General features: G+C 64.8%; 15 protein-coding genes, 1 tRNA gene and 1 riboswitch. Of the genes, 6 read left to right on the plus strand and 10 right to left on the minus strand.

The features are described 5' to 3' along the window. The first annotated feature begins 102 nt into the window (after positions 1 to 102). Complete coding sequence (locus MasN3_RS09275; protein ID WP_281913721.1) at positions 103 to 1,833, plus strand: methyl-accepting chemotaxis protein; 1,731 nt, start codon at positions 103 to 105, stop codon at positions 1,831 to 1,833. Positions 1,834 to 1,897: 64 nt separating this feature from the next. Here MasN3_RS09275 and MasN3_RS09280 read toward each other — a convergent pair whose 3' ends face one another. Next, positions 1,898 to 2,080, minus strand: a complete 183-nt coding sequence (locus MasN3_RS09280) for a hypothetical protein (protein WP_281913722.1) — start codon at positions 2,078 to 2,080, stop codon at positions 1,898 to 1,900. A 634-nt stretch (positions 2,081 to 2,714) separates the two neighbouring features. Here MasN3_RS09280 and MasN3_RS09285 point away from each other — a divergent pair. After that, positions 2,715 to 3,143, plus strand: coding sequence for a hypothetical protein (locus MasN3_RS09285; RefSeq protein WP_281913723.1), 429 nt, complete (start codon positions 2,715 to 2,717; stop codon positions 3,141 to 3,143). Between the two features lie 66 nt (positions 3,144 to 3,209). On the opposite strand, the gene MasN3_RS09290 is transcribed toward MasN3_RS09285, so the two are convergent. The 9 genes from MasN3_RS09290 to MasN3_RS09330 form a co-directional block, all read right to left on the minus strand. Next, positions 3,210 to 3,285 (minus strand) — tRNA-Lys (locus tag MasN3_RS09290). Between the two features lie 71 nt (positions 3,286 to 3,356). Continuing rightward, positions 3,357 to 4,112 (minus strand): tol-pal system protein YbgF, encoded by a 756-nt coding sequence (gene ybgF, locus MasN3_RS09295; RefSeq protein WP_281913724.1) that lies wholly within the window; start codon positions 4,110 to 4,112, stop codon positions 3,357 to 3,359. 112 nt (positions 4,113 to 4,224) lie between these two features. Next, on the minus strand, positions 4,225 to 4,749 hold the full coding sequence (gene pal, locus MasN3_RS09300) for a peptidoglycan-associated lipoprotein Pal (protein WP_036216443.1): 525 nt from the start codon (positions 4,747 to 4,749) through the stop codon (positions 4,225 to 4,227). Positions 4,750 to 4,786: 37 nt separating this feature from the next. Further along, positions 4,787 to 6,046, minus strand: coding sequence for a Tol-Pal system beta propeller repeat protein TolB (gene tolB / locus MasN3_RS09305; RefSeq protein WP_281913725.1), 1,260 nt, complete (start codon positions 6,044 to 6,046; stop codon positions 4,787 to 4,789). A gap of 20 nt (positions 6,047 to 6,066) precedes the next feature. Next, on the minus strand, positions 6,067 to 7,056 hold the full coding sequence (gene tolA / locus MasN3_RS09310; protein ID WP_281913726.1) for a cell envelope integrity protein TolA: 990 nt from the start codon (positions 7,054 to 7,056) through the stop codon (positions 6,067 to 6,069). A gap of 1 nt (position 7,057) precedes the next feature. Continuing rightward, complete coding sequence (locus MasN3_RS09315) at positions 7,058 to 7,489, minus strand: biopolymer transporter ExbD (RefSeq protein ID WP_281913727.1); 432 nt, start codon at positions 7,487 to 7,489, stop codon at positions 7,058 to 7,060. Positions 7,490 to 7,505: 16 nt separating this feature from the next. Continuing rightward, the gene (gene tolQ / locus MasN3_RS09320) at positions 7,506 to 8,189 is read right to left on the minus strand and encodes a protein TolQ (RefSeq protein ID WP_036216452.1); all 684 of its coding nucleotides are present in this window, start codon (positions 8,187 to 8,189) and stop codon (positions 7,506 to 7,508) included. Positions 8,190 to 8,234: 45 nt separating this feature from the next. Further along, complete coding sequence (gene ybgC, locus MasN3_RS09325) at positions 8,235 to 8,639, minus strand: tol-pal system-associated acyl-CoA thioesterase (protein ID WP_281913729.1); 405 nt, start codon at positions 8,637 to 8,639, stop codon at positions 8,235 to 8,237. A gap of 239 nt (positions 8,640 to 8,878) precedes the next feature. Next, positions 8,879 to 9,625, minus strand: coding sequence for an SDR family oxidoreductase (locus tag MasN3_RS09330; RefSeq protein WP_281913730.1), 747 nt, complete (start codon positions 9,623 to 9,625; stop codon positions 8,879 to 8,881). Between the two features lie 134 nt (positions 9,626 to 9,759). After that, positions 9,760 to 9,878, plus strand: a riboswitch (ZMP/ZTP riboswitch). Positions 9,879 to 9,973: 95 nt separating this feature from the next. Here MasN3_RS09330 and glyA point away from each other — a divergent pair. The 4 genes from glyA to MasN3_RS09350 all read left to right on the plus strand — a co-directional run bounded on the left by glyA (position 9,974) and on the right by MasN3_RS09350 (position 13,315). Further along, positions 9,974 to 11,221 (plus strand): serine hydroxymethyltransferase, encoded by a 1,248-nt coding sequence (glyA, locus tag MasN3_RS09335; protein ID WP_281913732.1) that lies wholly within the window; start codon positions 9,974 to 9,976, stop codon positions 11,219 to 11,221. Between the two features lie 48 nt (positions 11,222 to 11,269). Then, positions 11,270 to 11,728 (plus strand): transcriptional regulator NrdR, encoded by a 459-nt coding sequence (nrdR, locus tag MasN3_RS09340; protein ID WP_027866181.1) that lies wholly within the window; start codon positions 11,270 to 11,272, stop codon positions 11,726 to 11,728. A gap of 142 nt (positions 11,729 to 11,870) precedes the next feature. Beyond that, a complete protein-coding gene (pilV, locus tag MasN3_RS09345; RefSeq protein ID WP_281913734.1) occupies positions 11,871 to 12,386 on the plus strand; it encodes a type IV pilus modification protein PilV in 516 nt (171 codons plus the stop codon). A 26-nt stretch (positions 12,387 to 12,412) separates the two neighbouring features. Then, positions 12,413 to 13,315, plus strand: a complete 903-nt coding sequence (locus MasN3_RS09350; protein WP_281913735.1) for a PilW family protein — start codon at positions 12,413 to 12,415, stop codon at positions 13,313 to 13,315. Positions 13,316 to 13,318 lie beyond the last annotated feature (3 nt).

Below are 13,318 nucleotides of genomic sequence, written 5' to 3' on the forward strand. Positions count from 1 at the left end.
AACGTTGCAGCGTGAGAAAACCCGGAACATGATGTATTCGTCATGGGTAAGAATGCATTTCCACAATACAATAAATGTTACATTCACCCACTACATCTTTCCATGCTTAAAAACCTTACCATCAAGACTCGTCTCATCCTCGTGCTTGTGTTCCTGGCGGCCGAGCTGATCGCCGGCGCGGCGATCGGCCTCTACAGCCTCGAAAGAGCGAACGCCGAGTTGAAGGACCTGCACGATAACCGGGTCGTCGCGCTAAGCCAGCTCAGCCGGGTGATGCAACTGGTCACGCTCGACCAGCTGCTGGTCGCCAAGGCGGCGCCGCTGGAAGACAGCGGCAAGCGCAAGGAGATGATGGCGGAAGTGGACGCGAACGTCGCGGAAATGGCGGCGAACTGGAAGGCCTACGAGGCGACCAAGCTGACGTCCGAGGAAGAGATCCTGAGCGCGCAGTTCGGCAAGGCGTACCAAGCCTTCATGGTCCAGGCCCTGCAGCCGGCGGTCGCCGCGGTGCACGCGGGCGATGCCGCCCGGGCGAGCCAGATCGTGTCCGGCGACATGGCCCGCCTGTTCCAGCCGCTGCGCCAGGCCGGCGAGGGCCTGGTCGCGCTGCAGCAGCGCGTCGCCAAGCAAGAGTACGAAGCCTCGCAGCGGACCTACGAGACCGTGCGCCTGCTGTGCCTGGCCGGCCTGGTGTGCGGCCTGATCATGGCCGCCGTGGTCGGCTGGATGCTGGTGCGCGCGATCGTGCGTCCGCTCGAGCAGGCCGTGCGGATCGCCGGCGCGGTGGCGGCGGGCGACCTGACCGAGAAGATCGAGGTCGCCTCGAAGGACGAGACCGGCCGCCTGCTGCAGGCCCTGAAGGACATGAATGCCTCGCTGGTGCAGATCGTGACCCGGGTGCGCGCCGGCACCGACACCATCGCCACGGCTTCCGGCGAAATCGCCGCCGGCAACCTCGACCTGTCCAGCCGCACCGAGCAGCAGGCCGGTTCGCTGGAAGAAACCGCTTCGTCGATGGAAGAGCTGACCTCGACCGTCAAGCAGAACGCCGACAATGCGCGCCAGGCCAATGCGCTGGCGGTCTCGGCCCAGCAGGTGGCGGGCAAGGGCGGCGAGGTGGTGCAGCAGGTGGTGCACACCATGGGCGCGATCAACAGCTCGGCAACCCGTATCGTGGACATCATCGCGGTCATCGACGGCATCGCCTTCCAGACCAATATCCTGGCACTGAATGCCGCGGTGGAAGCGGCGCGCGCCGGCGAACAAGGGCGCGGTTTCGCCGTGGTCGCGGGCGAGGTGCGCAACCTGGCGCAGCGCAGCGCCGCGGCGGCCAAGGAGATCAAGACGCTGATCGACGACTCGGTCGAGAAGGTGCAGATCGGCTCGGAGCTGGTGGACCGCGCCGGCGCGACCATGGCGGACATCGTGCAAAGCGTCGGCCGCGTGACCGACATCATGGCCGAGATCACCGCCGCCAGCCAGGAACAGACCGCCGGGATCGAGCAGATCAACAGCGCCGTGTTGCAGATGGACCAGGTGACGCAGCAGAACGCCGCGCTGGTCGAGGAGGCCTCGGCGGCGGCCCAGTCGCTGCAGCAGGAAGCGGCCGAACTGGCGCAGGCGGTCGGCATCTTCCGGCTCGATGCGCAGGCAGCGCCGGCACGGCCATCGGTAGCGGCGCCAGGCGTGGCGCGCGTGGCGAGCTCGCTGCCGGCCGTACGTCCGGCCAAGGGCGGGGCCCCGGCACGGCGCGCGGCCAAGGCGGCCGCGGCGCAGCCGGCACCCAAGGCCGCACAGGCCGTGGAAGCGGGCGAAGGCTGGGAAACGTTCTGACGGCGTTCAGGCGGGCAGTAGTGGCCCGTCAATGGAACAGCGGGCTGACTAGCGCGTGTCGCGTTTATTCGAGCGTGATGAACAGGGCGGCCATGCCGAGGCACAGGCCGACGGCCACGCCGATGCGCTGGCGCAGGCGGCGGCTGTTCGAGACGATGCTTTTTGCGAAGGTGCGTTTCGGTGCGCGCGGATTGCTGCGGTCGACGGTGCCCGGGTGGATGCGTGGATGCGAGTGTTCGGTGTTCATGTTGATTCCTTTTGCCGTCTCCATCGGAGACAGGCTTGCAATAGGTTGACGATAGGTGCTGGAGCGTTTGCTGACAGGAGAATCCGGCTCGGACGCGCTCGGCGCGCCGGCTGTTCAGGCAGGCAGGGCAGTGCAGGCGTAGCGCGTGCGTCTGTCCGAAGCGTGCAGATGAGAAGTGATCGACATGCAATGCCAGTAACGCTTCACGATAAAATCCAGTCCGCGATGCACCTGGTGAACAGGCGCATCTGATGTTGTCTATTTTACATGTGTGCCCGACGAATACAAGAGCGCACACAATTGCTTACGACTTCAAGCTGTTTCTTCGAATAAACAATATGTGCCCATCCCTCTGCAATGTCAAGCAATTGCACTCAAGCGTAGGGAGTAACCAACAGTAGGGGCTGCAAGCTGGCGAATCGTATGACCGGCGAGGTCATCAAGAGTTCGAAAATGATACAAAAAACAAGCTAATATTGCCTTTTTTGTATCATATCCGTCCAGTCTGGTTTTTATCAGGTCCAGACCGTTTGGTGATGTCGACGCTTCAGCACTTGTGGAGAGCGAACCCTGCCCTAGACTGGATGCAGCCCCTGGCACAGCCAGGGCCCTCCCGTGTTGTGAAGGAACGATCATGCAAGCTCCGAACCCCCTCGTGATGGCACTTGCCGTCTCCGCGGCCTTGTTGACGGCCGACGCCGCCGCCCAGTCCCGCCAGCCTCCCCTCAGCAGTGTGCCGATGTCGAGCGTGCAAGTAACAGCGCCGGCGCGGACCTTCCGCGTCTACCAGGACGATCTCGACGCAGTGCGCGGCATCTATGCCATGTCCAACGGCTGGCGTTTGCAGGTCAGCCCGGCGCCTGGCGGCATCTCGGCGCAAATAGGGCGGGAGCGGGCCATGCGCCTGGTTGCCGTATCGCCCGATGAATACGCTTCGCATGACGGCAACGTAACGATGGATTTCAACCGGGGCAACAGCGGCGACGACATGGTGATGACTTATGTGCCTGACCCGCGCTTGGCCCAGGTCATCGTCGTCAAGGCGACGCTGGCACAACGATGAGTGCGCCGGCCGCATGATCGGCAAAAACAAAAACGCCAGCCCGAAGGCTGGCGTTTCTGCTGATTCTGGTAGGCCGTGCTGGGCTCGAACCAGCGACCAACGGATTAAAAGTCCGCTGCTCTACCAACTGAGCTAACGACCCGAAGAAGCAAGATTATAGGGTGCGTCGCGCCCGCTGTCAAATGCCGCATAGCATCATGACGGGCGCAGGCATCACTTCAGCGACGCCAGGCGGTCCTTGGCCGTGCGGGCCGCGCTCGATTCCGGATACTTCGACACCAGCTGCTGCAGCGCCTTCTTCGCGTTCTTGTTGTCCTTCAGCAGGGCATAGCTGCTGCCGATGTTCAGCATCGCGTCCGGCGCCTTGGGGCTGCTGGCATAGGTGGAGGTGACCACTTCCTGGGCCGCGATGGCCTTCTTGTAGTCGCCCAGCGCGTACCAGGCGTTGCCCAGCCAGTACTGCGCATTGGCGGCATAGGCCGATTCCGGGTAGCGGCGCACGAAGTCCTGCAGGGCCGCGGTCGCGCCCTTGTAGTCGCCGGACTGGAACATGGCGGTCGCGCTGTCGTAGGCGGTCTTTTCCGACGGCAGCACCGAGGCCACCTGGCCGTCGACGGTTTCCTGCTGCGGCTCGACCTTCTTCAGGCGCGCGTCGAGGTCGGCGTACAGCTGCCTCTGGCTTTCCTGGGCGCGGGTGATCTGGTTGGCCAGCACTTCGATCTGGCCGCGCAGGCGCGCGATTTCCTGCATGGTCTGCTCGTGCTGGTTCAGCATGTCGAGCTGGACCGTCCTGTCCGACTTGGTGTCGATCTGGGCTTTCAGGTCACGGGCCACGGCATCGACCTTGGCGCGCAGGTCGAGGATGGCCTTGCGTGCTTCGTTGTCGTCGAGCAGGCCGGCGGACGCCTGCAGCGGCATCCAGGCTGCCAGGACCAGGCAGGCAAGACGGGACGGGGACAGTTTCATCATGACAGTTCTTTCCGGTTGCAGAGTAAAAACGGGGCGGATGCAGTCTGCACTGCCGTCCGCCCCGCTGTCAATCGGCTCAGGCTTAAGCCGTATCAGCCGATTTGATCAACTATTACTGATAAACGATGTCGGCGCGGCGGTTCTGAGCCCACGCCTCTTCGTTGCTGCCGGTTGCCTTCGGCTTTTCTTCGCCCAGCGAGACGGCTTCCATCTGGTTGTCCGACACGCCCAGTGCGGCCATCGCGCGACGGACGGCTTCGGCACGCTTCTGGCCCAGGGCCAGGTTGTACTCGGTGCCGCCGCGTTCGTCGGTGTTGCCTTGGATCAGGATCTTGCGGCCGGTGTTCTTGGTCAGGTATTGCGAGTGGTTGGCAACCACCGGCTTGCCGTCTTCGCGCACGACGAAGCTGTCGTAGTCGAAGTAGATGCTGCGGTTGGCCAGCACGCCTTGCGGATCGTTCAGCGGGTCGACGTTGCCGGTTTCGACCGGGCGGATGACGCGTTCCGGTTCAGCCTGGGCGACAGGCGCCGGGGTCGGGGTCTTTTCGACGACCGGGGTTTCCTGCAGCTTGGTCGACGAGCAGGCGGTCAGCAGGACAGCCGAAGCGATGAGGGCCAATTTCTGGAAGTTGCGCATGGTTTTTCTCCTTGTCTATTAAAGTTGTACTGCTTTTTTACTTCATGAAGGGACCCCAGCTGGGCTCCCGAATGTTTCCCGCATTGGTGGTCAGGCGCTGCTTGACCCGTCCATCCACCGAGACCACGGCCAGCGAGGCACGCCCGCCGCCCTTGGTCGCATACATGATGTACTTGCCGTTAGGCGAAAAACTCGGTTCGGTGGCCCCATCGGCCAGGCGGAGTTCCTGGCCCGAGGCCAGGTCCATCGCATAAAGGGAGAAATTGCCGTTGCGCTGGGAAATCCAGGCCAGGGTCTTGCCGTCTGGCGACACGCGCGGGCTGATGTTGTAGTTGCCGTTGAACGTGACGCGGGTGGCATTGCCGCCCGCGACGCTCATCTTGTAGATCTGCGGACCGCCGCTGCGGTCGCTCATGAAGTAAATGCTTTGCCCGTCGGCCGAGAATTGCGGTTCGCTGTCGATCGCCGGATTATTGGTCAGGCGGCGATGGCCGCTGCCGTCCGGACGCACGGTGTAGATCTCGGTGTTGCCGTCTTTCGAGAGGGCCACGGCGAGCATGCTGCCGTCCGGCGACCAGGCCGGCGCCGAGTTGTTGCCCTTGACGTTGGAGATCACGTTGCGGCGGCCGGTCATCAGGTCCTGCAGGTAGACCACCGGTTTGCGGTCTTCCAGCGAGACGTAGGCGACCTTGGTGCCGTCTGGCGACCAGGCCGGCGAGATAATCGATTCGCGGCCGTGGGCGGCCACGATCTCGTTCTCGCCGTCGGCGTCGGCCACCACCAGCGCGCTACCGCTGCCGCTGTTCTTGACGTAGGCGATGCGGGTCGAGAAGATGCCGCGCACGCCGGTCAGCTTTTCGTAGATGTCGTCGGCGATGCGGTGGGCCTGCAGGCGCACGTACTTCGGCTGCACTTCGCCGCCCAGTTGCGAGATCGGCGCGCCCTTGACGGTGTCGTGCAGCTTGTAGCGGATCGCGAAGCGGCCGTCCGGGCTGCGGCTGACGCTGCCGACCACCAGCGCGTCGGCGCCGCTGGCGCGGAAGGCGGACAGGTCGACGCTGGCGCTGTCGCTGATGGTCTGGCGCGCATCGATGACCTTGAAGATGCCGCTGCGCTCGAGGTCGGCGCGGATGATGTCGGAGACGTCGTCCTGCGCCAGGTTTTCGTCGGCGAAGGCCGCGACCGCGACCGGGATCTGGTTGCTGCCGACACCGGCGATCTCGACCTTGATCTGGGCATGGCTCGCCGTTCCCATCAGGAGGGTGGCGCTAAACAGCAGGTAATGGAGTTTTTTCATAGTCTGTCGTTGAAACCGAATCAGTCGTAATCTTTCATCGAGAAATTGACATCAAGTACGCGCTCGACCGTCCCGTCCTTTTTCTTGGGAAGCGGCGATGCCTTTTTGATACCATTTTCCACTGCTCTGTCAAACTCAGGCACACCGCTGCTTTTCACCAGGCGCACCGACATGATTTCACCGGTCGGCAACTGCTCCACCTTGAACACGGCCTTCGGATTGCCCGGCATCGTGGTGCTGCCGCCGTAGGCGGTGGCGCTCTTGATGGCGGCGGTGATCGCGGCCACGTAGCCCGAATCGGCCTTCGGTGCGGTCGACTTCTCGGCCGTGCCGGTGCTGCCCATGGCGCCGGCCATGCGTTTCAGGTCTTCCTGGCGCAGCTTCTCGAGCTTGGCGGCCTCGGCCTTCTCGGCGGCGGCCTTCTGCTTCTTGGCTTCGGCCAGCTTGGCGGCTTCTTCCTTCCTTTTCTTCTCGGCTTCTTCCTTCTTCGCGAGTTCTTTCTTCTGGCGCTCGGCTTCCTCTTTTTTCTTCTTCTCGGCTTCTTCCTTCTTGGCGAGTTCCTTGCGTTCCTGTTCCTTGCGCAATTCTTCCTTGCGCTCACGTTCTTTCTTCTCGGCCAGCTCGCGCTGTTCCTTTTCCTTGCGTTCCTTCTCGCGCTGCAGCTTGATGTCCGGCTCGACCGGCGCGGGACGTTCCACCGGCGGCGGTTCCACCGGACGCGGCGGCGGGGCCGGCACCGGGGCAGATTCCGGTTCCGGCTCCGGCTCCGGGGCGGGCGGCAGCGGGAGCGCCGGCGCGGCGGCGCTCTGGACCGACATGTCCCAGACTTCGGCCTCGACGGCGACCGGCTCGTTGCTCTGCCAGCTGATGCCGAAGTACAGGAAGCCCAGCAAGACGGCGTGCACCGCCACTGCCAGCAGGAAGGCGGGCAGGCGGCTCGGTTCCGGCGGCACGCGGTAGGGCGTGCCGGCGCTGGCTGGCTGGGTGGCGGGCTTCATTGCGGCAGACATGTCACTTGGTGGCCAGTCCCACCCGGTTGATGCCCATCTTCTTCGCTTCGGAAATCAGCTGGATCACATCGTCGTACTTGCTCTCGCGGTCGCCCTCGATCAGGACCGGATAGTCCGGATTCTCCTCGTGCAGCGCGCGCAGGCGGGCCAGCAGGGCGGTGCGGTCGGCCACGTCTTCCATGGCGGCCTTCTGCTTGCCACCGACGCCGATCGACAGCCTGTTGTCGGGCTGGACCGCGACGCGGATATAGGTGTCCGGCGGCAGCGCCGATTTCTCGGCGGCCGGCAGATTCACCACGCTCGGCGCCTCGTTGGCCGGCACCGCCATGAAGATGATGAGCAGCACCAGCATCACGTCGATGTAGGGCACGACGTTGATTTCGGATTTGAAAGCGCGTTTGCGTCCGCTGCGCAGGCTGCTGTTAAAGGCCATCCCGGTTCCCCTCGCTTCAGCGCGCCTGGCGCTGCAGGATGTTCGAGAATTCTTCCACGAAGCTCTCGAAGCGGATCGCCAGGCGATCGATGTCGTGGGTGAAGCGGTTGTACGCCACCACTGCCGGAATTGCGGCGAACAGGCCGATCGCGGTGGCGATCAGCGCTTCGGCAATGCCGGGCGCGACCACGGCCAGGGTGGCCTGCTGCACGTTGGCCAGGCCACGGAAGGCGTTCATGATGCCCCACACGGTGCCGAGCAGGCCGATGTAAGGGGACACCGAGCCGACCGAGGCCAGGAAGTTCAGGTGGATGTCGAGGGCGTCGAGTTCGCGCTGGAAGGCGGCGCGCATGGCGCGGCGCGAGCCGTCCAGCACCGGACCCATGTCGTTCATGTCGCGCGCGGCCTGCTTGCCCTTGATGAATTCGCCCATGCCCGATTCGAAGATGCGGGCCAGCGGGCCGCTCTGGTCGCGCTGGGCGCTGGCGCTCTGGTGCAGGGTGTGCAGGTTGCCGCCGGCCCAGAAGCTGCGTTCGAACTGCTCGGTCTGGCTGCGCGCGGCGCGCAGGGCGAAAGTCTTGCGGAAGATATAGGTCCAGCTGACGATCGAGAGGATCAGCAACAGGGCCATGATCAGCTGCACCAGCACGTGGGCATTGGAGATCAGGGCGGTCAGCGAAAGGTCTGGAGTCTCGGTCATCGGGTGGAAGTCTGTTGTCTAATATCTTGTCAAATGAATATGCGCCTACGCGGCGCGCATTTTATCAGCAGCCTGCTCGGGAAGCGAACGCGGGCGCATGGTGGCGGTGTCGACGCAGCCGACCTTGACGCTGGCGCTGGTGAGCAGCAGCTCGCCCTTCCAGGCCTGCTGGGCGAACTGGACCGATGCGCGGCCGAGCTTTTCGACCGTGGTGCGAATGGTCAGCACGTCGTCCAGGCGCGCCGGCGCATGGTAGTCCAGGGAAGCCCTCTTGACGACGAAGGCGGCGCCCTCGGCCTCCAGCAATTCCTGCTGGCCGACGCCTGCCGCACGCAGCCATTCGGTGCGCGCACGTTCAAAGAACTTCAGGTAATTGGCGTAAAACACGATGCCACCGGCGTCGGTATCTTCGTAATAGACCCTGACTGTCCAGTCAAAAGCTGAAGGCATTTCCCCTGCCATTTAAATGAAAATAGGAAACATTTTACGCGATTTTTACCCTCCTTATGTACGTTTGCGAACATATAGGAAGGAAATGGTCGGGCGTGCCTATCGGTAAGGCAATGTTGGCGCGTAATAGTAGACGTGAAACATAGCCGAAAGGCCAATAACTGTAACACTTTCTCACAATTGCAGAGCGCCCGATACACGCCAGCAATATCGGGGATGTCCTGGCGTGGGCGGGATGATCAGGTGCGCTTGATGGCGAAGGGCGAGAAGCCCTGGCAGGTCGGCATCAGTTCGATGCTGTTCACGTTCACGTGCGGCGGCAGGGTCGCGATCCAGTAGGCCGTGGCGGCGATGTCCTCGGCGCTCAGCGGCGTCGTGCCTTCGTACACCTTGGCCGCGGCCGCGTCGTCGCCCTTGAAGCGCACGTTCGAGAACTCGGTGCCGCCGCACAGTCCCGGCGCCAGGTTGGTGGCGCGCACGCCGGTGCCGACCAGGTCGGCGCGCAGGTTCAGGGTGAACTGTTCCACGAAGGCCTTGGTGGCGCCGTACACGTTGCCGCCCGGGTAGGGGTAGTGGCCCGCCACCGAGCCCAGGTTGATGACCAGGCCGCTTGAGCGCGCCACCATGCCGGGGAGCACGGCGCGGGTCATGGTCACCAGGCCCTGGCAGTTAGTGGCGATCATGGTGTCCCAGTCTTCCAGCGGCACCTCGTGCGCCGGCTTGGTGTTCAGCGCCAGGCCCGCATTGTTGATGAGCACGTCGATGTCGCGCCAGCCTTCCGGCAGGCTGCTCAAAGCGGCCTCGATCGAGGCGCGGCTGGTGACGTCCAGGGTAACCGCCAGGGCGCTGTTGCCCAGTTCGCGTGCCAGCTCTTCGACGCGCTCGGTGCGGCGCGCGGCGAGGATGGCGCGGTGGCCGTTCTGGACGAAGATGCGCGCCATCGCGGCGCCGAAGCCGGCCGAAGCGCCGGTAATAAAGACGATCATGGTGGGTCCTGAGGGCAGAGGAGCTGAAAATTGTAGCCGAAATAGTCAGGATCCCGCTGGCCGCCCCGAGCTTGTTAAGACGACAGCAGTTTCCTTGCCCTAAGAGGCCCGGATCACATACAATCAGCTGAATTCACGTCTCACGTAACTGGCGAAACGCCGTGCGTCCGCATCCTGATGGCGGCCCGCGGCAAAGGTGGAGTCCCACCGGGGAACCTGAGACGCCAACTCGCCGTTCGCCTGGGCAGCCACAACTGGTACGTGTCGTATCGGGCTGCCTTGCGCCGCTGGTCCCGCTGCCCGCACTGCGCTGCCGTTGCCTGGTATTTCTCTCGATTGGAGTTTTACATGTTTGCAAAAGATCACACGCTCGCCAATGTCGACCCGGAACTGTGGGATGCCATCCAGAAGGAAAACGTTCGCCAGCAAGACCACATCGAACTGATCGCTTCGGAAAACTACACCTCGCCGGCGGTGATGGAAGCGCAGGGCTCGCAGCTGACCAACAAGTACGCCGAAGGCTATCCGGGCAAGCGCTACTACGGTGGCTGCGAATACGTCGACGTCGCCGAGCAGCTGGCGATCGACCGCCTCAAGCAGCTGTTCGGCGCGGAAGCCGCCAACGTCCAGCCGAATTCGGGTTCGCAGGCCAACCAGGGCGTGTTCTTCGCCATGCTGAAACCCGGCGACACCATCATGGGCATGTCGCTGGCCGAAGGCGGTCACCTGACCCACGGCATGGCGCTGAACATGTCGGGCAAATGGTTCAACGTCGTTTCTTACGGCCTGACCGAGCAGGAAGACATCGACTACGAGGCCATGGAACGCCTGGCGCGCGAGCACAAGCCGAAGATGATCATCGCCGGCGCTTCCGCTTTTGCCCTGCGCATCGACTTCGAGCGCTTCGCCCGTATCGCCAAGGAAGTCGGCGCCTACTTCATGGTCGACATGGCCCACTACGCCGGCCTGATCGCCGCGGGCGAGTACCCGAACCCGGTGCCGCACGCCGACTTCGTCACCTCGACCACCCACAAGTCGCTGCGCGGCCCGCGCGGCGGCATCATCCTGATGAAGGCCGAGTACGAAAAGCAGATCAACTCGGCGATCTTCCCGGGCATCCAGGGCGGTCCGCTGATGCACGTGATCGCCGGCAAGGCCGTGGCCTTCAAGGAAGCGCTGTCGCCGGAGTTCAAGGAATACCAGAAGCAGGTGGTCAAGAACGCCAAGGCCCTGGCCGACACCCTGACCGAGCGCGGCCTGCGCATCGTCTCGGGCCGTACCGAGTCGCACGTGATGCTGGTCGACCTGCGTTCGAAAGGCCTGACCGGCAAGGAAGCGGAAGCGATCCTGGGCCAGGCACACATGACCTGCAACAAGAACGGCATCCCGAACGACCCGCAAAAACCTTTCGTCACCTCGGGCATCCGCCTCGGCAGCCCGGCCTTCACCACCCGCGGCTTCAAGGAAGAAGACGCGGTCAAGGTGGGCCACCTGATTGCCGACGTGCTGGACAACCCGCACGACGCCGCGACCATCGAGCGCGTCAAGGTGGAAGTCAAGAAGCTGACCGACAAGTACCCGGTCTACGCGAAGTAAGCAACCCAGGGGCCGCTCGCTGCGGCCCTTTTTGAATCCCCGGCGCCCATGAAATGTCCGTTCTGCCAGCATGAAGATACCCAGGTCCTCGACACCCGCGTGTCGGAGGAGGGGGACGCCATCCGCCGGCGGCGGCGCTGCGCCAAGTGCGACAAGCGCTTCACCACCTACGAGCGCATCGAGCTGTCGATGCCGATCATCGTCAAGAAGAACGGCAGCCGCACCGAGTTCTCGTCGAACAAGCTGCGCGGCAGCCTGATGCTGGCCTTGCGCAAGCGCCCGGTCGCGGCCGAAGCGATCGACACGGCAGTGGCCACCATCGAGGAAAAGCTCCTGACCAGCGGCTTGCGCGAGGTGGACACCGGCTACGTCGGCGAGCTGGTGATGCAGGAACTCAAGCGCCTCGACAAGATCGCCTATATCCGCTTTGCCTCGGTGTACAAGAATTTCGAAGACCTGGCCGAGTTCCAGGAGGCGATCGCCGAAGTCGGCCAGCCGCGGAAATAGCAAGCGCGCAAGCGCGGCTATCTAAACTCAGCAGTTCCCCGAACCCGATTGCGCCAGCTCACGGCTGGCCCCGCCACGCCTGATAACTTCGCAGCTCGCAAGCGCAAGCCGCTTGCGCAGGCTAACCACGGAGGAGGGCGCGGTGCAGGTTAAGGCTCATGGTTTTACGCTGGCCGAGGTGCTGGTTGCCTTGTTCGTGCTGGCGGTCGGCATCGTCGGCGCGGGCGCCACGCAGCTCACTGCCGAGCGCACCCGCCAGCAGTCGGCGCTGATGTCCGAGGCGGCCCAGCTGGCCGCCGCGCTGTCGGCGCGCATGCAGGTCAATCCGGCCGTGGCCAGCCTGCCGGACGGCGCCAATCCCTATCTAGGTTTGTCGTACGACGCGGCGAGCGGTCCGCCCGCGGCCGGCACCGCTTGCTTCGCGGCCGCCTGCACGCCGGCCCAGCTGGCCGAGTTCGACCTGCATGAAATCCGCCAGGCGGTCCACGCACAGTTTCCGGGCGGCCGCATCGCGGTCTGCCGCGACGGCGCCCCCTGGGACAGCGCCGGCAAGCGCTGGCGCTGGAGTTGCGACGGCGCTGCCGGCGCGCTGCCGGTCGTCAAGCTGGGCTGGCAGGGCACGGGCGACGCGCCCGGCTACGTCGGGGTGCTCCGATGAGGACGCGCACGCAGGCGCAGCGGGGCATGAGCATGCCCGAACTGCTGGTCGCCCTGGGCGTCGGCCTGGGCGTGCTGCTCGCCGCCGCCAGCCTGTTCATCTGGGCCAATCGCGCCTTCGCCGTGCAGGTGGAGACGGCCGCGATGGACGACGCCGGACGCTACGCGCTCGAGGCGATCGCGCGCGCCGTGCGTCAGTTGGCGGCGGCCGACTGGGAAGGGCAGGGCGGCGGCCCGGATCCGGCGGCTCCGCCACGCCTGTCCGGGCTTGATGCCCGCAGGGTCAGCCAGGCCGGCTTCGGCATCGACAATGCGCCGGTCGACGCCGTCAACGGCAGCGACGTGCTGGCGATCCGCTTCCCGGGCACCGGCGCGCCGCCCAACGGCGACGGCACCAGCCTCGATTGCGCCGGCTTCGCCGTGCACCGCGACGAGGAAGGCTGGAGCATCTTCTACGTCGCCCGCAATACCCAGGGCGACACCGAGCTGCGCTGCAAATACCGTGGCGCGCATGCCTGGTCGGCGGACGCGGTGGTCGGCGCCGTCGACGGCTTCCAGGTGCTGTACGGGCTCGATGGCGACGCCGACGGTACGCCCGAGCGTTACCTGAACGCCAGCGCGCTGGCCGGCCTGGACGCGGGCCTGGTGCTGGCAGGCAGCACCCCGGCCGAGCGCGACGCCGACCTGCGCCGGCGCACCCACTGGAAAAAGATCGCCAGCGTGCGCGTGGCCCTGTTGCTGCGCGGGCCGGCCAGCAGGCTCGCCTCGGCACGCGCGCTGGTGTACGAGCTGTTCGGGCGCGACTATGGCGCCCTCGCGGACCTCGATGCCGGCACTCGCCTGCAGGAGGCGGCCCTGTCCGGCGCCGACGGGCCGCGCTACCGCAAGGTGTTCGGCACCACGATCGCCTTGCCCGCACGCCTGCGCTGAGGC

This window comes from Massilia varians, from assembly GCF_027923905.1.
Lineage (GTDB): Bacteria > Pseudomonadota > Gammaproteobacteria > Burkholderiales > Burkholderiaceae_D > Telluria > Telluria varians_B.

What these genes read in the sequence shown, in the direction of transcription:
- tolB (WP_281913725.1), bottom strand. Translation starts at nt 6,046, where the DNA reads ATGAAAAAACTCCATTACCTGCTGTTTAGCGCCACCCTCCTGATGGGA.
- MasN3_RS09315 (WP_281913727.1), bottom strand. Translation starts at nt 7,489, where the DNA reads ATGGCCTTTAACAGCAGCCTGCGCAGCGGACGCAAACGCGCTTTCAAA.
- tolQ (WP_036216452.1), bottom strand. Translation starts at nt 8,189, where the DNA reads ATGACCGAGACTCCAGACCTTTCGCTGACCGCCCTGATCTCCAATGCC.
- ybgF (WP_281913724.1), bottom strand. Translation starts at nt 4,112, where the DNA reads ATGATGAAACTGTCCCCGTCCCGTCTTGCCTGCCTGGTCCTGGCAGCC.
- MasN3_RS09350 (WP_281913735.1), top strand. Translation starts at nt 12,413, where the DNA reads ATGAGCATGCCCGAACTGCTGGTCGCCCTGGGCGTCGGCCTGGGCGTG.
- ybgC (WP_281913729.1), bottom strand. Translation starts at nt 8,639, where the DNA reads ATGCCTTCAGCTTTTGACTGGACAGTCAGGGTCTATTACGAAGATACC.
- MasN3_RS09280 (WP_281913722.1), bottom strand. Translation starts at nt 2,080, where the DNA reads ATGAACACCGAACACTCGCATCCACGCATCCACCCGGGCACCGTCGAC.
- MasN3_RS09330 (WP_281913730.1), bottom strand. Translation starts at nt 9,625, where the DNA reads ATGATCGTCTTTATTACCGGCGCTTCGGCCGGCTTCGGCGCCGCGATG.
- tolA (WP_281913726.1), bottom strand. Translation starts at nt 7,056, where the DNA reads ATGTCTGCCGCAATGAAGCCCGCCACCCAGCCAGCCAGCGCCGGCACG.
- MasN3_RS09285 (WP_281913723.1), top strand. Translation starts at nt 2,715, where the DNA reads ATGCAAGCTCCGAACCCCCTCGTGATGGCACTTGCCGTCTCCGCGGCC.
- nrdR (WP_027866181.1), top strand. Translation starts at nt 11,270, where the DNA reads ATGAAATGTCCGTTCTGCCAGCATGAAGATACCCAGGTCCTCGACACC.
- pal (WP_036216443.1), bottom strand. Translation starts at nt 4,749, where the DNA reads ATGCGCAACTTCCAGAAATTGGCCCTCATCGCTTCGGCTGTCCTGCTG.
- glyA (WP_281913732.1), top strand. Translation starts at nt 9,974, where the DNA reads ATGTTTGCAAAAGATCACACGCTCGCCAATGTCGACCCGGAACTGTGG.
- MasN3_RS09275 (WP_281913721.1), top strand. Translation starts at nt 103, where the DNA reads ATGCTTAAAAACCTTACCATCAAGACTCGTCTCATCCTCGTGCTTGTG.